Origin of the sequence: Mycobacterium hubeiense (assembly GCF_002838065.1) — a bacterium.
In the GTDB taxonomy this organism is placed as follows: Bacteria; Actinomycetota; Actinomycetes; order Mycobacteriales; family Mycobacteriaceae; genus Mycobacterium; species Mycobacterium hubeiense.
In genome coordinates this window covers 1-16,481 of the sequence record NZ_PIZU01000032.1, presented here as the reverse complement: position 1 = coordinate 16,481, position 16,481 = coordinate 1, and the positions used below count along the sequence as shown (strand labels likewise).

Annotated in this window: 18 protein-coding genes and 1 pseudogene; 8 read left to right on the top strand and 11 right to left on the bottom strand. The window is 66.8% G+C overall.

Features of this window, described 5'->3' with window-relative positions; all coding sequences use genetic code 11:
• Positions 1–113 precede the first annotated feature (113 nt).
• The 5 genes from folP to CWS39_RS21025 all read left to right on the top strand — a co-directional run bounded on the left by folP (position 114) and on the right by CWS39_RS21025 (position 3,165).
• Positions 114–938, top strand: coding sequence for a dihydropteroate synthase (gene folP, locus CWS39_RS21045; protein ID WP_431306160.1), 825 nt, complete (start codon positions 114–116; stop codon positions 936–938).
• On the top strand, positions 935–1,885 hold the full coding sequence (locus tag CWS39_RS21040) for a glucosyl-3-phosphoglycerate synthase (RefSeq protein ID WP_102144856.1): 951 nt from the start codon (positions 935–937) through the stop codon (positions 1,883–1,885). Before folP ends, CWS39_RS21040 begins: the two co-directional genes overlap by 4 nt.
• 82 nt (positions 1,886–1,967) lie before the next feature.
• A complete protein-coding gene (locus tag CWS39_RS21035) occupies positions 1,968–2,333 on the top strand; it encodes a DivIVA domain-containing protein (protein ID WP_102144855.1) in 366 nt (121 codons plus the stop codon).
• On the top strand, positions 2,330–2,911 hold the full coding sequence (locus CWS39_RS21030) for a DNA-3-methyladenine glycosylase I (protein ID WP_102144854.1): 582 nt from the start codon (positions 2,330–2,332) through the stop codon (positions 2,909–2,911). The genes CWS39_RS21035 and CWS39_RS21030 overlap by 4 nt, the downstream gene beginning before the upstream one ends.
• A gap of 86 nt (positions 2,912–2,997) precedes the next feature.
• Positions 2,998–3,165, top strand: coding sequence for a DUF3117 domain-containing protein (locus CWS39_RS21025; RefSeq protein WP_003931055.1), 168 nt, complete (start codon positions 2,998–3,000; stop codon positions 3,163–3,165).
• Between the two features lie 9 nt (positions 3,166–3,174).
• On the opposite strand, the gene glgA is transcribed toward CWS39_RS21025, so the two are convergent.
• On the bottom strand, positions 3,175–4,338 hold the full coding sequence (gene glgA / locus CWS39_RS21020; protein ID WP_102144853.1) for a glycogen synthase: 1,164 nt from the start codon (positions 4,336–4,338) through the stop codon (positions 3,175–3,177).
• A 128-nt stretch (positions 4,339–4,466) separates the two neighbouring features.
• Between glgA and glgC the strand changes: the two genes are divergently transcribed.
• Positions 4,467–5,681 (top strand): glucose-1-phosphate adenylyltransferase, encoded by a 1,215-nt coding sequence (glgC, locus tag CWS39_RS21015; RefSeq protein WP_102144852.1) that lies wholly within the window; start codon positions 4,467–4,469, stop codon positions 5,679–5,681.
• A gap of 181 nt (positions 5,682–5,862) precedes the next feature.
• On the opposite strand, the gene CWS39_RS21010 is transcribed toward glgC, so the two are convergent.
• Both CWS39_RS21010 and CWS39_RS21005 read right to left on the bottom strand, forming a co-directional pair.
• Positions 5,863–6,399, bottom strand: a complete 537-nt coding sequence (locus CWS39_RS21010) for a hypothetical protein (RefSeq protein WP_102144851.1) — start codon at positions 6,397–6,399, stop codon at positions 5,863–5,865.
• A gap of 91 nt (positions 6,400–6,490) precedes the next feature.
• A complete protein-coding gene (locus CWS39_RS21005; protein WP_102144894.1) occupies positions 6,491–6,955 on the bottom strand; it encodes an ArsI/CadI family heavy metal resistance metalloenzyme in 465 nt (154 codons plus the stop codon).
• 202 nt (positions 6,956–7,157) lie between these two features.
• On the opposite strand from CWS39_RS21005, the gene CWS39_RS21000 reads away from it, so the two are divergent.
• The gene (locus CWS39_RS21000) at positions 7,158–8,021 is read left to right on the top strand and encodes a class I SAM-dependent methyltransferase (protein WP_102144850.1); all 864 of its coding nucleotides are present in this window, start codon (positions 7,158–7,160) and stop codon (positions 8,019–8,021) included.
• 229 nt (positions 8,022–8,250) lie between these two features.
• Here the strand turns inward: CWS39_RS21000 and CWS39_RS20995 are convergent, their stop codons facing one another.
• Positions 8,251–9,552, bottom strand: coding sequence for an NAD(P)-binding domain-containing protein (locus tag CWS39_RS20995; RefSeq protein ID WP_102144849.1), 1,302 nt, complete (start codon positions 9,550–9,552; stop codon positions 8,251–8,253).
• A gap of 144 nt (positions 9,553–9,696) precedes the next feature.
• Between CWS39_RS20995 and CWS39_RS20990 the strand changes: the two genes are divergently transcribed.
• Positions 9,697–10,323: a sigma-70 family RNA polymerase sigma factor gene (locus CWS39_RS20990; RefSeq protein ID WP_102144848.1), complete on the top strand. Its 627-nt coding sequence runs from the start codon at positions 9,697–9,699 to the stop codon at positions 10,321–10,323.
• 64 nt (positions 10,324–10,387) lie between these two features.
• On the opposite strand, the gene CWS39_RS20985 is transcribed toward CWS39_RS20990, so the two are convergent.
• The 7 genes and pseudogenes from CWS39_RS20985 to CWS39_RS20955 form a co-directional block, all read right to left on the bottom strand.
• Positions 10,388–10,981, bottom strand: a complete 594-nt coding sequence (locus CWS39_RS20985; protein WP_102144847.1) for a DUF4126 domain-containing protein — start codon at positions 10,979–10,981, stop codon at positions 10,388–10,390.
• A 20-nt stretch (positions 10,982–11,001) separates the two neighbouring features.
• Positions 11,002–11,634, bottom strand: a pseudogene (locus tag CWS39_RS20980) (sigma factor-like helix-turn-helix DNA-binding protein); the annotation flags it as partial.
• 128 nt (positions 11,635–11,762) lie between these two features.
• Positions 11,763–12,437, bottom strand: coding sequence for a methyltransferase family protein (locus tag CWS39_RS20975; protein ID WP_102144845.1), 675 nt, complete (start codon positions 12,435–12,437; stop codon positions 11,763–11,765).
• A gap of 7 nt (positions 12,438–12,444) precedes the next feature.
• Complete coding sequence (locus tag CWS39_RS20970; RefSeq protein ID WP_102144844.1) at positions 12,445–13,119, bottom strand: methyltransferase family protein; 675 nt, start codon at positions 13,117–13,119, stop codon at positions 12,445–12,447.
• A gap of 18 nt (positions 13,120–13,137) precedes the next feature.
• The gene (locus tag CWS39_RS20965) at positions 13,138–14,760 is read right to left on the bottom strand and encodes an ABC transporter permease (RefSeq protein WP_199178234.1); all 1,623 of its coding nucleotides are present in this window, start codon (positions 14,758–14,760) and stop codon (positions 13,138–13,140) included.
• On the bottom strand, positions 14,757–15,701 hold the full coding sequence (locus CWS39_RS20960) for an ABC transporter ATP-binding protein (RefSeq protein WP_102144843.1): 945 nt from the start codon (positions 15,699–15,701) through the stop codon (positions 14,757–14,759). Before CWS39_RS20960 ends, CWS39_RS20965 begins: the two co-directional genes overlap by 4 nt.
• Positions 15,664–16,359, bottom strand: a complete 696-nt coding sequence (locus CWS39_RS20955; RefSeq protein WP_199178233.1) for a TetR/AcrR family transcriptional regulator — start codon at positions 16,357–16,359, stop codon at positions 15,664–15,666. Before CWS39_RS20955 ends, CWS39_RS20960 begins: the two co-directional genes overlap by 38 nt.
• Between the last annotated feature and the right edge of the window lie 122 nt (positions 16,360–16,481).

Here is a 16,481-nt window from a genome sequence, read left to right as displayed (position 1 = left end):
GCGCCGGGTCGCGCTGAGCGCGACCAGACGCGCCGAAATCGCTGGCCCGTAGCCTGGTAGGCGTGCAGTCGACCTTCTGTGGCCGTCCGGTGGCGGGTGATCGCGCCTGGATCATGGCGATCGTCAACCGGACACCGGATTCGTTCTACGACCGGGGTGCCACCTTCTCCGACGAGGCGGCGATGGCGGCCGTGCACCGGGGCATCGAGGAGGGCGCCGACGTCATCGACGTCGGAGGCGTCAAAGCCGGGCCGGGCGAGACCGTTGACGCCGACGAGGAAATCGCCCGGGTGGTGCCCTTCATCGAGTGGCTGCGCGAGGCCTACCCCCACCAGCTGATCAGCGTCGACACCTGGCGCACCGCGGTGGCCAAACAGGCGTGCGCGGCCGGCGCCGACCTGATCAATGACACCTGGGGCGGCGCCGACCCCGGCCTGGCCGAGGTCGCCGCCGAATTCGGTGCCGGGCTGGTGTGCTCGCACACCGGTGGCGCGGCCCCGCGTACGCGGCCCTTCCGCGTCCACTACGGCACGTCCGAACGCGGCGTCGTCGACGACGTGATCGCCGAAGTGACCGCGGCCGCGGAACGGGCGGTCGCGGCGGGCGTGGCGCGCGACCGCGTGCTCATCGATCCGACGCACGATTTCGGCAAGAACACTTACCACGGTCTTACTTTGTTGCGCCACGTAAAAGACCTTGTAAACACTGGATGGCCTGTGCTGATGGCGCTGAGCAACAAGGACTTCGTCGGGGAGACTCTCGGTGTGGGTTTGACCGAACGCCTGGAGGGCACCCTGGCTGCGACAGCTTTGGCAGCCGCCGCCGGAGCCGCCATGTTCCGAGTGCACGAGGTGGGGCCTACCCGACGCGTACTGGAGATGGTCGCGTCGATCCAGGGCGTGCGCCCGCCGACACGCACGGTGAGGGGATTGGCATGACGACCACACCAGAACTGGCCGCCACGGACACGGTCGCAGCCCACCGCTGGTTGACCGATCGCAGCTGGAGCCGGCCGACATGGACGGTCGCTGCGCTCGAGGCCGCCAAGGCCGGGCGCACCATCTCGGTGGTGTTGCCTGCGCTGAATGAGGAAGAGACCGTCGCCGACGTCGTCGGCAGTATCACCCCGCTGCTCGGAGGCCTTGTCGACGAGCTGATCGTGCTGGACTCCGGCTCCACCGACGACACCGAGATCCGCGCCGTCGCGGCGGGCGCGCGGGTGATCAGCCGGGAAGCCGCGCTGCCCGAGCTGCCGCCGCAACCCGGCAAAGGCGAGGTGCTGTGGCGATCGCTGGCCGCCACCACCGGCGACATCGTGGTGTTCGTCGACTCCGACCTGATCGACCCCGACCCGATGTTCGTGCCGCACCTGGTCGGCCCCCTGCTGTTGGCCGATGGCGTGCACCTGGTCAAGGGCTTCTACCGGCGCCCGCTGAAGGTCAGCGGCAGCGAGGACAGCAACGGTGGCGGCCGCGTCACCGAGCTGGTGGCGCGGCCTTTGCTGGCGGCGTTGCGCCCCGAGCTGACCTGCCTGTTGCAGCCGTTGGGCGGTGAGTACGCGGGCACCCGGGAGCTGCTCACGTCGCTGCCGTTCGCGCCCGGCTACGGAGTGGAGATCGGCCTGCTCGTCGATACCTACGACCGGCTCGGCCTGGACGCGATCGCGCAGGTGAACCTGGGTGTGCGGGCGCACCGTAACCGTCCGCTGACCGAACTGGCCTCGATGAGCCGACAGGTGATCGCCACCTTGCTGTCACGTTGCGGTATCCCCGACTCGGGGGTGGGGCTCACCCAGTTCTTCGCCGACGGCGACGGCTTCACCCCGCGGTCATCGAGCGTGTCGCTGGACGACCGTCCACCGATGGTCACGTTGCGCCCGCGCTGAGCTCTCGCAGAACTGGAATTCCGGGCGGCGAAACCTCGCCGTTGACGACCCGGAATTCCATTTCGCGGCAAAATGGCGAGACGTGACGCTGATTCTGCTGTACGTGGTGGTGCTGATTCTGGTGGCGGTCGTGTTGTTCGGGCTGGCCAGCGCGCTGTTCGGGCGGGGCGAACAACTGCCGCCGCTGCCGCAGGACACCACCGCGACGAAGCTGCCCGCATCCGGCCTCACCGGCGCTGATGTCGACGCCGTGAAGTTCGCGCAGGTCTTCCGCGGCTACAAGACCAGCGAGGTCGACTGGGTGCTGGATCGCCTGGGTCAGGAGCTCGACTCGCTGCGCGGTGAGCTGGCGGCGGTGCGCGCCGCGCACGAGCGCCACGACGACACCGAACACGAGCGCGAACATCCCGCGCACGCGAAGCTCTCTGACGCCGAAGAAGATTCATGATTGTCGACGACGGTCGTGTCCGCTGCGGCTGGATCGACGGATCACGTTTGGCGCCAGCAGATTTCATTTTGTACCGCGATTACCACGACACCGAATGGGGTCGGCCGCTGCATGATTCGGCGGCGTTGTTCGAGCGCATCAGCCTCGAGGCGTTCCAGAGCGGGCTGTCGTGGTTGGTCATCTTGCGCAAGCGTGACAATTTCCGGCGGGCGTTCGACGGGTTCGACGTCGAGCGCATCGCCCGCTACTCCGACAAAGACGTCGCCCGCCTGATGGGTGACACCGGCATCGTGCGTAACCGCGCCAAGATCGAGGCCACCATCGCCAACGCCCGCGCCACGGCCGACCTCGACGTCGACCTTGGGGAGCTGCTCTGGTCCTTCGCCCCGGCGCCTCGGCCGCGACCGGCCGAGGCGTCGCAGGTGCCCGCCGTCACCCCGGAATCGACGGCGATGGCCAAGGAATTGAAGCGGCGCGGGTTCAGATTCGTCGGCCCGACAACCGCCTATGCCTTGATGCAAGCCACCGGGATGGTCGACGACCACGTGGCGTCCTGCTGGGTGCCTCAAAGGAACTAAGGGCGTCATAACCGGGTCTTTGCACACCGACCGCCGCGGATAAGGAACAATAGGGGGAGTTCAGTAGCTTTTGGAGGGAGCACTCGATGGCGGCGATGAAGCCCCGGACCGGCGACGGTCCACTGGAAGCAACCAAGGAGGGGCGCGGCATCGTGATGCGGGTACCACTGGAGGGCGGTGGACGCCTCGTCGTCGAACTGACCCCGGAGGAGGCCGCTGCTCTCGGCGACGAGCTCAAGGGCGTCACCAGCTAGCACGTCGTCCTACGCGGACACTTTTCGGTAGATCTCCAAAGTCTGCTCTGCGATGTGCGCCCAGGAGAACTCCTGAATGCACCGCTGCCGACCGGCCTGGCCATACTGGCGCGCCTTGTCCGGCTCGGCCACCAACGAGTTGACCGCGTCGGCCAGTCGCGTCTCGTAGAACGCCGGGTCGCGGGGGTCGTAGTGCACCAGCAGCCCGGTCTGACGGTCGGCCACCACCTCCGGAATGCCGCCGACGTCGGACGCCACTACCGCCGTCGCGCACGCCATCGCTTCCAGGTTCACAATGCCCAGCGGTTCGTAAACCGACGGGCAGACAAAAACCGTTGCCGCAGAGAGTATTTCACGGATCTTGCCAATCGGCAGCATCTCCCGCACCCAGAACACGCCGGTGCGTGCGCGGGCCAAATCCTGCACCGCCGCCGTCACCTCCGCCGCGATCTCGGGGGTGTCGGGCGCGCCCGCGCACAGCACCAGCTGCGCCTCGGGGGCGAACTGGTGGGCGGCCGCGACCAGATGGGCGACGCCTTTCTGCCGGGTGATGCGCCCGACGAACGCCACCACCGGCCGGGCCGGATCCACGCCCAGCTCCGCCAGCACCGATTCGTCCGGCTGCGGCTCGGCGGGGTACCACATGTCGGTGTCGATGCCGTTGCGCACCACGTGCACCCGGCTGGGGTCCAACGCGGGATAGGTGTGCAGCACGTCGTCGCGCATGCCGTTGCTGACCGCGATCACCGCGTCGGCGGCCTCGATCGCAGTCTTCTCCACCCACGACGACACCCGGTAGCCGCCGCCGAGCTGCTCGGCTTTCCATGGCCGCATCGGCTCCAGCGAGTGGGCTGTGAGCACATGCGGGACGTCGTAGAGCAACGCGGCCAGGTGACCGGCCAGTCCGGTGTACCAGGTGTGCGAGTGCACGACGGACGCGGCGGACGCGGCGTTGACCATGTTCATGTCGGCCGACAGCGTCGACAGCGCCGGGTTGGCGCCCCGCAGCGCCGGATCGGGCTGGGCGGCAACCGCGTCGGCGCGCGGTGCGCCCATGCAGTGGACGTCGACCTCGCACAGGTGGCGCAGCTGGGCGACGAGCTCGGTGACGTGCACGCCGGCCCCGCCGTAGACCTCGGGCGGGTACTCCCGTGTCATCATCGCCACCCGCATGGTGACGACGTTAGTGCGCGCCGCGCCCCGTCGCAGGTTCTTTTGGGGGTGCCTGGTGGTGGCCCAAATACCTTGATGGATGGTGCGAATGGCTGGCCCCGCCGCACAGGTGCGGATAGGTTTGAACCATGAGGGAACTGCCACACGTGCTGGGCATCGTCCTGGCCGGCGGGGAGGGCAAGCGGCTGTACCCGCTGACCGCTGACCGGGCAAAACCGGCGGTTCCCTTCGGTGGCGCCTATCGGCTGATCGACTTCGTGCTGTCCAATCTCGTCAACGCCCGATATCTGAGGATCTGCGTTCTCACCCAATACAAGTCGCATTCACTGGACCGGCATATCTCGCAGAATTGGCGGCTGTCCGGGCTGGCGGGGGAGTACATCACCCCGGTGCCTGCCCAGCAGCGGCTGGGCCCGCGCTGGTACACCGGGTCGGCCGACGCCATCTACCAGTCGCTGAACCTGATCTACGACGAGGATCCCGACTACATCGTGGTGTTCGGCGCCGACCACGTGTACCGCATGGATCCCGAGCAGATGGTGCAGTTCCACATCGAGAGCGGCGCGGGCGCGACGGTGGCGGGCATCCGGGTGCCACGCAGCGAGGCCAGCGCATTCGGCTGCATCGACTCCGACGAATCCGGCCGCATCCGCGGCTTCATCGAGAAGCCCGCCGACCCGCCGGGCACCCCCGATGATCCCGAGCAGACCTTCGTGTCGATGGGCAACTACATCTTCACCACCAAGGTGCTCATCGACGCCATCCGCGCCGACGCCGACGACGACCACTCCGATCACGACATGGGCGGCGATATCATTCCGCGGCTGGTCGCCGACGGGATGGCCGCCGTCTACGACTTCAGCAACAACGAGGTGCCCGGCGCCACCGAGCGCGACCACGGGTACTGGCGCGACGTCGGCACCCTGGACGCGTTCTACGACGCCCACATGGATCTGGTGTCGGTGCACCCGGTGTTTAACCTGTACAACAAGCGCTGGCCGATCCGCGGCGCCACCGAGAACCTTGCGCCGGCCAAGTTCGTCAACGGCGGCTCCGCGCAGGAGTCCGTGGTCGGCGCGGGCAGCATCATCTCGGCGGCCTCGGTGCGCAACTCGGTGCTGTCGTCCAACGTGGTCGTCGACGACGGCGCCATCGTCGAGGGCAGCGTGATCATGCCCGGCACGAGGGTGGGTCGCGGCGCGGTGGTGCGCCACGCGATCCTGGACAAGAACGTGGTCGTCGGTCCGGGTGAGATGGTCGGCGTCGACTTGGAAAAGGACCGCGAGCGGTTTGCGATCAGCGCCGGCGGCGTGGTGGCGGTCGGCAAGGGGGTTTGGATCTGAGCAGGCCTTTGCGCCGAAATCGAATTCCCGGTCGCTAACCGCGCGGCTTAGCGACCCTGCCTTCTGTTTCGGCGCTCCGGCTCCGGTGCCGCCAGCGCCACAGCCGAAACACTCCGTAGGCGGAACGCCTGCCCAGTGCATGATGATCGGTGCACCGGGCAGGGCTAGGTCGCCACACGTATCAGAACTTGCCGGTGATCGCGTTCGTGTGGGCACCGAGCGGGCCGGCTCCATTGCCCGGAACGAACCGCGCGAGGACATAGACCTCGTCAGTGTCGTCGCCGCATCCCGAACTGAAGCAGAAGTCCTCGTCGAGTTGGTGCTTCGGCACGCTGAGGTGGCGGCCGAAGTGGATGCCATTCGTGTTCGCGTAGAGGTAGCCGCCGGGCGGGCCTGGGGCGCCAATGAATCCGTGGGGGAACCCGATGCGGCCGTCGTCCTCGCCGGGGTCGTCGGCGAACACAAGGTAGTCGATGCCGCCGCTGGACCCGAGATTGTTGATTCTGTCGTGGGCTGAGCCCTCACTCATCGGGAAGACACCCTGCACCCACAGCAGATAATTGCCTCCATTGGCAGGGTCGTCGCCGCGCATCGTCAGGGTGACACCCGGGCTCTGCGGCGGTGCCGCCGAGGCGGGGACGAGCCCGACGGTGGCAGCGAGGGCTGCCGCGGCGGCAGCCCCGACCATCCAGCTGATCTTCTTCCTTCGCATGGTCATGGTTTAGTTCCTCTCTGTGATGGCTGAAGTGGGTCCCGCTGGCATCGATACAGACGTCGACTCTCGGGAACGGTTGCACTTGCCGTGCCGCTCAGGTGCAGCAGCTATCGCCAGCCCCGCGATGCTCGGCTTCGCACTTCACGGCGCATTCGGAGGTGCTCTGCGCGTCGGGGTTGGCGGGGTTGTCGTCGGTCACCGTGTAGAACTCCCACCACCCGTTGGGCACGTCCGGGGCGGCGACGAACACCTTGTCTTGCACGGCATGACAGCACACGTCGTGTTCGGCGACGGTTGTCGACAGCCCGGCCGCTTGGAACCGGGCCAGCGCGGCCGACACCTGTTCGGATGTTTCGGCTTCGACGCCGACGTGGTTGAGTCGCTCGGCCGCACCGGGATTCTCGATCAGCACCAGCTTGAGCGGCGGGTCGGCGACGACGAAGTTCGCGTAGCCGGCTCGCTGCTTGTGTGGACCAACCCCGAAGAGCTTGGTGTAGAACTCCGCAGCGGCCTCGACGTCATTGACGTTGAGGGCGAGCTGGATTCGCGTATCTGCCATCGTGAGCACTCCTCTAATTCGTGACACCGGCCGAATCCACTGCGAACTCGTCTCACCGCATGTCACCGGTACTGACGGTGGAGGTCCGGGAAGGATGCAGGTGGCGGCAACGACCTGGACTCCGACGCCTGCATCCTTCCCGGCCGGTCGACGTCTGTGTCAGCGCCAAGGCGCCAGACACGTCAACCCAAAGGAGTGCAAGATGAACAGTGCCGAACAGAGATTCGCCCCGACGGTCGAGCAGGATGAGGAGGACCGCCGGCTCAAGGCCCAGCATCGCGCCCTATGGGCGTCGGGCAACTACCCCGCCGTTGCCGCGGAACTGATCCCAACGCTCGGTCCTGAGCTGGTCGCAGCCAGTGGGGTCCGGCCGGGTGATCGGGTTCTCGATGTAGCGGCCGGATCGGGCAACGCCGCGATTGCGGCCGCCGCCGCGGGTGGCATCGTGACCGCCAGCGACCTGACGCCCGAACTTTTCGAGGCTGGGCGCCGCGTCGCCGCCGAGCGCGGTGTCGAAGTGGAATGGGTGCAGGCCGACGCGGAGATGTTGCCCTTCGCGGACAACAGTTTCGACGTGGTGATGTCGAGCGTCGGCGCGATGTTCGCGCCACACCATCAGGCGACCGCCGACGAACTCGTGCGCGTCACCCGGCCGGGTGGGACCATCGCGATGATCAACTGGACGCCGGAGAGCTTCATCGGCAAGATGTTTGCGACCATCAAGCCCTACGCGCCACCGCCGCCGCCCGGCACCAGCCCGCCGCCGCTGTGGGGGGATGAAGCCCACATCCGAAAGTTGTTGGGCGACAGGATAACCAACCTACGGATGCAGCGGCGAAGCGTCGTGATGGACCACTGCGCGGACCCGCTCGAGTTCCGTGAATATTGGAAGCGCAACTACGGACCGACAATCGCCGTGTACCGGTTCAACGCCAACCGGCCGGAGCGCATCGAGGCGCTGGACCGCGAATTCCTGCGCTTCCTCACGGCGTGGAACCAGGCAACCCAGCCCGGCCGCACCGCCTATGACGCGGAGTATCTGCTGCTCACCGCGGTCAAGCGTTAGCATTACCCGCGCCCGGCCGCGTGGCCGTTTAAAGCTGACTCGAGCGCGGTCATGACGGCCCGTGGCCCGAACCGTCCGATCAGCCCGGCCACGGTCCCAGCCGGGCTGCTTGGCCATCGCAGGTGCCACGACGGCGAAGGCGTAGTACAGCACTCCCCAGGAGATCAGCTGGGTGGTCGCCAGGGCGACCGTTGCCCGCCGGAGTCCCGGCGGGCCCGACCGTAGCGCATCAGCCGCAGCACGCACTGGTCGCCAGTTCGAATTCGGCTATCTGCGTCGCCGGTTCGTTTTTCACACCGCAGGCCGATCCGGATGCCGGCAGGACGAGTTCCACGCGGCCGGCCGCCTCGTGATCGCCAGCGAGTTCTGCGACCACTGAGCGGGCTTGCTCGTAACCGGTGGCCAGCAACAGGTTGGGCGCGCGGCCGTAACTCTTGGCGCCGATGGCATAGAACCCCTGCTCGGGGTGGGCCAGTTCGGCCGCGCCGTGCGGCGGCACCGAGCCGCAGGAGTGCACGTTTGGGTCGATCAGCGGGGCCAGCGCTCGGGTGCTTTCCACCCACGGGTCGAGGTCGAGGCGAATCTCGCGCAGGAAGCCGAAGTCGGGGCGGAATCCGGTGGCGGCGACGATCTCGTCGAACGGACCAGCCTTGCCGCCGTCGGCGGATAACAACTCGAGACCGGATTCGCCGATCACGGCGCGTTCGATCCGGAATCCCGTCTCGAGCTGCACCCGGCCGGAGGCGACCAGCCGGTGCGCGTCGGCGCCGAGTTTCCCCCGCTCGGGAAGCCGAGCGTCGGCCTGGTCGCCGAAGACGTTGTCGGCGCCGCCTCGGCGCACGATCCAGGTGATCGTGGTGTCGATGACGTCTTCGGCCAGCAGCGACAAGTCGCGAACGACGTGTTTGGCCGAATGGCCGGCTCCGACGACCGCTACGCGCTTGCCCGCGTAGCGTGCGCGGTCGACGCCGAGCACATCGGGGATCCCGTAATGGATCCATCGGGCCGCGTATTCCTCGCCGACTGCGGGGATCCCTTCGGCGCCAATCGGATTAGGACTCAGCCAGGTTCCGGTCGCATCCATGACGGCGCGCACCGGCGTGCGCGTGATGCCGGCCGGACCCTCGGTGGTGACGATGAAAGGCCGATGGCCGCGGTGATCGTCGCGCAGCTTGTCCACGCCCTGCCGGGTGACGCCGATGACGCGGTGGCCCAGCCGCACGTGGGGGGCGATCGTGGCCAGCCTCGCCAGCGGCATCAGATACCGCTCGACGAGGTCGGTTCCGGTGGGGTAAGTGGCCGGCTCCGGCGGCCGCCATCCGTCGTCGGTCAACAGGCGCTGCGCGGCCCGATCGATGTTGTAGCGCCAGGGAGAAAAGAGGCGCACATGTCCCCACTGCTGAACGCTGGCGCCCACCGATTCACCGGATTCGAAAACGACGAACGGCACGCCGCGTTCGGTCAGATGCGCGGCTGCGGCTAGCCCTGCTGGGCCGGCTCCGAGCACGGCGACGGGAAGCTGGGTGGTCATGGTGGTTCCTCCTTGCTCGTGGTGTCGCAGGTTCTGACGCGCGGACGGAGGGATGGACGCGATCGGCCGCGCAGGTGCATCCTTTTGCCGACAGCACCGTCTGTATGGGCGACAGCCCTAGGCTCGACCCGACAGGAGGCTGATATGACGTCGAACCCGGTGGCCGCGCAAGCGGAGCCGACAATCGAGGACGTCTGGCGACGTTTCGGCCGCGAGATCCGCTCGTTTGTCGGCCGGCGGGTATCCGATCCACACCACGCCGACGACATCGTCGGCGAGATCCTGCTGCGGGTCCATCGCAGCCTGCACACGCTCGATGACAGCGATCGGCTCGCGGCATGGCTGTTCCGCATCGCCCGCAACGCGATCATCGACCACTATCGCCGCACAAGCGACAAACGCGAACTACTGGAGGCCTTGCCCGGCGACCGACTCGCCAACGATGTCACCGAGTTTGACGACGACTACAGCGTGCATCGCGATTTGGCCGCATGCCTGCAACCCATGCTCGATCAACTGTCACCCGAATACCGCCGAGCGCTCCAGCTGACCGACCTCGACGGTGCCACGCAGGCCGTCGCTGCCGAGCTGGAAGGGATCACCCTGCCCGGCATGAAATCTCGGGTTCAGCGCGCCAGAAAACAGCTCGCCGAACTGCTCAACCGGTGCTGCACACTGACGTTGGATGCTCGCGGCATGCCGATGGATTACACGCCCTCCGCACAGTGCGCGCCCGCCAACAGTCCGCGCGCCGGCTGCCAATGCCAATAACTCCGCCGGGCGCCGAGCCAAAGGCACTCTTGTGTGACGTCAAGTGAGGGCGGCGTTTGGTGGATTACGCGTCTGCTCGCGCTGCTTGGCGGCGGCGCCGCCAACGCCACAGCCGAAATGCGCCGTAGGCCAAGGCCAGCAGGACGACGAGGACCAGCACGGGAATCAGGATCGCGATGAACACCAGTCCGACGCTGGTGGCGTCCTCGACCGTGGACAGCACCGGCGCCGCCACCCCGGCCGTCGCGACGTTGGCGGCGGGGCGCACCGCGGATTTCGTCAGCGACACCACCAGCGCGGTGACGACGCCGATCGCGATCGGAATCCATTGACCGGACTGGGCGAAGGCGCCGGGATCGGCGACCGCGGCGGTCTCGGCGGCGGTGCCGGAGCCGAACACGATGCCGCCGGCGGTCGGCCGGACGAACGTCTGAATGGTGTCGTTGATGCTGTCCAGCGCGGGGATCTTGTCGGCGATGACCTCGACGACGAGCAGCACCGCGACGATCGTCATCACCCAGCCGTTCTCCAACCAGGCCCAGCCGTGAGGCAGCGTCACCAGATCGGTGAACCGGGACAACAGGCCCAGCGCAAGCAGCGGGATGTAGGCGTTCAAACCCGCGGCGGTGGCCAACCCGAAGCCGGTCAGCATCTCCATCGCACCAGTATGCGGCTGGCTCAGCCGAGCATGGCCAATTCGAAGCGGCGCAGCCGGTCGGGGTCGGCGTGAATGTCGACTTCGGTGATCTTGCCGGCGGCGACCCGAAACCGCAGCACCGTCGACAGCCGGCCGTTGGTGGCGACGACAATGCCGACCGCGCCGTCCACCAGCGCCGGTTCGGCGAACACGGCTCTGTGCGCGAACCGGTACGCACCGCCGGCCACCGTCCGCGCACCCCGAACCGTCACCGGCCTACCCGCCAACGTCGCGTCGACGTGCAATACCACGTCGCGGTGCAGCACTGCCAGCAGCGCGTCGAAATCGCCGTCGCGCGCCGCGGTCAGAAACGCCTCGACAACGCGGCGCTGCTCGACGAGAGCGGTTGCGGGGTCGGGGTGTTTACCGCGCACACGCCGGCGCGCGCGGGCGGCCAGCTGCGCGGCGCTGTTCTCCGATCGGCCCACGATCGGCGCGATCTCGGCGAAGGGCAGATCGAACATGTCGTGCAACACGAATGCCAGCCGCTCAGCCGGCGACAGCGTCTGCAGGATGACCAGCAGCGCCACTCCGACCGAATCGGCGAGCAGCGCCTCCTGCTCAGGGTCGAGGATGTCGGCTGGTTGTTCTTGCGCTTCTTCGTGGTGCTGCATGCGACGAGCGGCGTTCTCAGCATCGTCTATATGGGGCTGACAGCTGCGAACTCCACCTTGATTGTGAACACGTTCCTGCGTTTCACCGTCGTTCCTGTGTTCGTCATTTGCTGGTGGACGACGCGACGTCACCACACGTAGGGCACCAACCTCGAGCGCACTTTTTGTGTGTATTCGTCGTACCCGCCCAGTTCCTGCCTGAGGAGGTCCTCCTCGTCGCGGATGCGCAGGGCGAGCACCAGCAGCCCGGGAATGAGGAATAGGAGCCCCCAATACGACCCAAGCGCCAACGGGATACCGATCATCATGATCACATTTCCGAAGTACATCGGGTGCCGGACTAGGGCATAGAAGCCCGTCGTCGTCACCTTTTGGCCCGACTCCACGGTGATGTTCGCTGCGGCATAGGCATTCTGGATCACGACCAGCATCGCGATGGAGAGCCCGAGCGCCACCAGGACGTTCCCGACCACCGACACCGCGGCAGGCACCGACGACCAGCCGAAGCGATGGTCCAGCGCGCTGACGACGATCATCGCCGCCAATGACCCGAACGCGACCACGCTGATGACCTTTTGCACGGTTCGGGTCTCCGACCAGGGGCCGGCATGCATACGCCGCTGCAGCGCAGCGGGATTCCGCACCGCCAGGTAGACGCTGGGAACCAGCGTCGCGACGGCGAACACCGCGATGAACGCCCAGCCCTGCCAGTAATCGAAGGTGCCCGCCGGCCAGAATACCAACAGCCCGAAGACGATCAGGCCGAGCGGCGCCGAAATCAGCGTCTGGACAAGGGTTTTCATGCCAGCATCACCACACTCCGGGCACCAGCCGATGGCGTACCTGCTGGGTGTACTCGTGGTATCCGGACAGTTCTTGCTCCAGCGCCTTCTCCTCGTCGACGATGCGGAAGCCCAGAACGATCGCGCTCGGGATGATGAGGAACAGTCCCCAATAGGAGTCGAGTGCAAGCGGTACACCGATCATCATGATCAGTGCGCCGAAATACATCGGATGCCGCACGAATCCGTATAGCCCCGTGGAGACCAGACACTGGTCCGGCTCGACGGTGATATTGGCGGCTGCATAATTGTTCTGCTGGACGACCAGCATGCCGATGCCGAGAGCGATTGCCACCAGCACGTCACCGAACAGCACAACTGGGATCGGCACATCGGACCAGCCGAAGCGGTGATCCAGGGCGCTGACGACAAACATCGCCGACGAGCACAGGTACACCGCGATAACGATGATTTTCTGCGCGGGCCTGGTTTCCGCCATCGGGCCGGCATTCATGCGCCGACGAAGGACTTCCGGTCTCCGCAGGGCCCAGTAGATTGTGTGCCCTCCGGTCATGGCCGTGAATACTGCGATGAAAAGCCATGCCTGCCAGTAGTTGAACGTGCCCGCGGGCAGAAACAACACCACGCCGAAATAGACCAGGCCGAGCAGGCTGGTCACTGTTGCCTTGGTTGACGTGTCCATGTGTGCGTCCTCCTGCTTTCAGACCGCGTCGCGGCGGCGGTAGATCAACCCCGCGAGCAGACTCACTGCCGCTGCGACAAGCACCATCACCACCAGTGCGCTGGGCGAGTACTCCATCGGTGCTTTGGTCTGTCCCACCGGGGAGAGGTCGATGAGCCATTGCGGCAGCCGTAGCAGCGCGCCGAGATACAGCGAGATGATGACGAAAGCCACTGCGAGCCAACCGATCCACGGGTGACGCAGCGCCACGGCGACGGCAGCGATGCCGGCCAGCACGGCCATGGCGGGCACGTAAGCCAGCCCCGCCAGCGTCAACCGCCAAATCGTCTGCGGCTCACCCACGGTCAGCCCGGCGCCCAATCCGTTACCCAGACCGGCGAAGAACATCAGCACCGCCGACCCGAGCACCGCCGACGCCACTGCCGTCAGCAGCCAGCGCCACCGCGACACCGCACCGGCCAACACCGGCTCGCCCAGACCGTTCTCCTCATCGCTGTACACCCGCAGCACGGCGGCCACGACGTAGGCGGTTGCCGCGGCCGCGAGGAACTGCGTCATCGTGGTGTAGACGCCGTCATTACCCTGGACCGCCAGCACCTGGGCAATCATCTCGTTCTCCTCGGCCATGTCCAGCAGCGACTTGGTCATCGAGCCGAAAGCCAAGCCGGACAGGAACAATCCGACGCCCCACCCGATCGTCTGGCCGCGCTGCAGCGTGACGTGCAGGCCGAAGACGCTCTTGACGGCGTGGGCGTTCGGGCGTTCACCGGTGGATGGCAGAGTGCCGGCGTCGTACTGACGACGGGTCTCCAACACGGCGGCCGTCGCCATCAACGCGATCGCGAGGACAACCAACAGCGCCAGCGGCCACCAGCGCACGTCGACGAACGCGCGCATCTGCTGCGCCCAGGCGATCGGTGACAGCCAGCTCACCGGGCTACCGGAATTGTTGATGACATCGCCGATTCCGCGGACCACCGCGGCGAGCGCGAGGGCCGCCAGCGCGGCGCCCGTCGCCGTACGGGCCTGGCGCCACAGCTGGGCGGTGACGGCGGCCACCGCGCCGAACACCATCGCCACGGCCGTGACACCCACACACATCGCCGCGGTGTCGACGACGGCGAAACCCATCGCCGACATGGCCACCGTCATGGTGAGCGTCAGCACGGCGTTGACGCCACCGACGAGGATCAGCGCGGCGTAGGTGCGGGCATACCGGCCCATGACCGAGGACAACACCAATTCCGCTGCGCCGCTTTCCTCTTCGGCTCGGGTGTGACGGATGACGGTGAGGATGGACAAGATTGAGGTCGCAATGATCAGCGTGAGCATCAGCTCGTTGGCCATCATCGCGCCCAGCTCGGTCTCATTGACGCCGAACATGGGCCCGCCCATCATCATCGCCGCGGGCGTCTTCATCAGTTCGACGCGGGCGAGGCGCTGCGCTTCCTCCGGGTAGGCCAGCTTGATGGCGCTGGGTGCGTACACCATCATCAACGTCAGCGCGGAGATCCACACCGACAAACGCACGCGATCACGGCGCAGGGCCAACCGGAGCAGGGTGCCCACCCCGGTGAACGACGAGCCGGAAGCCGCGGCTTGATGCCGGCCGACGTGCGGCGCGACGGCGGTGGTGGTCATCGGACGACCTCCTGGTACTCGCGCAGGAACATGTCCTCCAGCGATGCCGGCGTCACGGTCAACTCCTCGATGCCGAGCTTGGTGAGCTGCTCCATCACCCGGTCCAGATCGGCGCGGTCCACCGAGAACCGGCTCTGACCGTCTTGGGCGGTGAAGTCGTGCACGTGCGGCAGCCGCTGCAGCGTCTGGCCGTCGCCGCGGGTGCGGACGGTGACCGACGTGCGCATCAGGTGCCGCAACTCATCGAGTGGACCCGATCGCACGGTGCGTCCGGCACGGATGATCGTGACGTTGTCGCAGAGTTTCTCGACTTCGGCGAGGATGTGACTGGACAGCAGCACGGCCGCGCCCCGGTCGGCAACCTCGCGAACACACTGCTGGAAAGCCTTCTCCATCAACGGATCCAGACCGGAGGTGGGCTCGTCGAGGATGTAGAGCTCGGCGTTGCAGCTGAACGCCGCGACGATGGCGACCTTCTGCCGGTTGCCCTTGGAGTAGGTGCGGGCCTTCTTGTGCGGATCGAGTTCGAAACGCTCCAGAAGCTCGTCGCGGCGGCGGGTGTCGATGTTGTTGCCGCGCAGCCGGGCCAGAAAGTCGATGGCCTGCTGGCCGGTCAGATTGGGCCACAACGTCACATCGCCGGGCACGTAGGCGATCCGTCGGTGCAACGCAACCGCGTCGCGCCACGGATCGCCGCCGAGCAGCCGGACGGTGCCGGCCTCGGCGCGCAGCAGCCCGAGCAGCACCCGGATGGTGGTGGATTTGCCCGCGCCGTTGGGCCCGAGGAATCCGCTGATGTCGCCGGGAGCGACCGTCAGGTTCAAGCCGTCGAGCGCCTTGGTGCGCCCGAAAGACTTGCACAGGCCGCGGATTTCGACCGCGAGCTGCGACCGGCCGGCGGTGTCAGCCCGCTGCGGGGACCCGGTTGCTTGGGCCGTCATCGTGTTCTCCTTCGTCAGATGTGGTGAACGGGAGGCCTCGTTCGCGCTTCTCCAAAAACGCGTCGTACATGGTCGAGTCGGCCATCAGCCCGTGGGTATAGACCTCCAGGGCGGGCAGCACCATCTCTTCCCCGTAATCGCGCAGCACGGCGCGCAGATCGCTGGGGTTCTCGTGCATCTGCAGATACAGCAGAAACCCGCCGCCGCTGGTTATCCCGAGGTATCTGGCCCTGGCCTTCGGATCGCGGCTGGGTTTGAGGGTGCCGGCGCGCACGCCCTCTTCCAGGTACTGCTCGGCGTCGTCGATCATCCGGCGCCAGAACTCCTTTGCGAGCTCACTGCCGGACTGCATGCTGCGCACGAGGTAGGCCATGATCGGCGCGTACGACTCGATCTCGGCCATCGCGGCGAACCACGCCGCCGGGTCGCTCGTCGTCACCGACTCCGTCTTCGCCTCGCGGATCTCCTCGGCGACGTAGTCGTCGCAAACCTTGCGCAGGCCCTCCTTGGACCCGAAGTGATGAATCACCAGGGCCGCGCTGACGCCGGCGGCGTCGGCGATGGATCGCAGCCCGACGTTGAAGCCGTGCTGGCCGAACTGCTCGATCGCGGCATCGCGGATCCGGGCGATGGCTGTTCGATCGTCGATTGAACGCATGTTTAGTACGCTAAACACCCGTTCAGCCACCGGTCAAGGGGATGGCCCGTCAGAAACCCGTAAAGATTTCGGCGCGTTGGGTTGCGCTCACGGGCTGTATCGAAATGGTTTCGCGCCGATTG

Bases quoted from the DNA above. Each gene is read 5' to 3' on its own strand.
- folP (WP_431306160.1), top strand. From the start codon at position 114: ATGGCGATCGTCAACCGGACACCGGATTCGTTCTACGACCGGGGTGCC.
- CWS39_RS21040 (WP_102144856.1), top strand. From the start codon at position 935: ATGACGACCACACCAGAACTGGCCGCCACGGACACGGTCGCAGCCCAC.
- CWS39_RS21030 (WP_102144854.1), top strand. From the start codon at position 2,330: ATGATTGTCGACGACGGTCGTGTCCGCTGCGGCTGGATCGACGGATCA.
- CWS39_RS21025 (WP_003931055.1), top strand. From the start codon at position 2,998: ATGGCGGCGATGAAGCCCCGGACCGGCGACGGTCCACTGGAAGCAACC.
- glgA (WP_102144853.1), bottom strand. From the start codon at position 4,338: ATGCGGGTGGCGATGATGACACGGGAGTACCCGCCCGAGGTCTACGGC.
- glgC (WP_102144852.1), top strand. From the start codon at position 4,467: ATGAGGGAACTGCCACACGTGCTGGGCATCGTCCTGGCCGGCGGGGAG.
- CWS39_RS21010 (WP_102144851.1), bottom strand. From the start codon at position 6,399: ATGACCATGCGAAGGAAGAAGATCAGCTGGATGGTCGGGGCTGCCGCC.
- CWS39_RS21005 (WP_102144894.1), bottom strand. From the start codon at position 6,955: ATGGCAGATACGCGAATCCAGCTCGCCCTCAACGTCAATGACGTCGAG.
- CWS39_RS21000 (WP_102144850.1), top strand. From the start codon at position 7,158: ATGAACAGTGCCGAACAGAGATTCGCCCCGACGGTCGAGCAGGATGAG.
- CWS39_RS20995 (WP_102144849.1), bottom strand. From the start codon at position 9,552: ATGACCACCCAGCTTCCCGTCGCCGTGCTCGGAGCCGGCCCAGCAGGG.
- CWS39_RS20990 (WP_102144848.1), top strand. From the start codon at position 9,697: ATGACGTCGAACCCGGTGGCCGCGCAAGCGGAGCCGACAATCGAGGAC.
- CWS39_RS20985 (WP_102144847.1), bottom strand. From the start codon at position 10,981: ATGGAGATGCTGACCGGCTTCGGGTTGGCCACCGCCGCGGGTTTGAAC.
- CWS39_RS20975 (WP_102144845.1), bottom strand. From the start codon at position 12,437: ATGAAAACCCTTGTCCAGACGCTGATTTCGGCGCCGCTCGGCCTGATC.
- CWS39_RS20970 (WP_102144844.1), bottom strand. From the start codon at position 13,119: ATGGACACGTCAACCAAGGCAACAGTGACCAGCCTGCTCGGCCTGGTC.
- CWS39_RS20965 (WP_199178234.1), bottom strand. From the start codon at position 14,760: ATGACCACCACCGCCGTCGCGCCGCACGTCGGCCGGCATCAAGCCGCG.
- CWS39_RS20960 (WP_102144843.1), bottom strand. From the start codon at position 15,701: ATGACGGCCCAAGCAACCGGGTCCCCGCAGCGGGCTGACACCGCCGGC.
- CWS39_RS20955 (WP_199178233.1), bottom strand. From the start codon at position 16,359: ATGCGTTCAATCGACGATCGAACAGCCATCGCCCGGATCCGCGATGCC.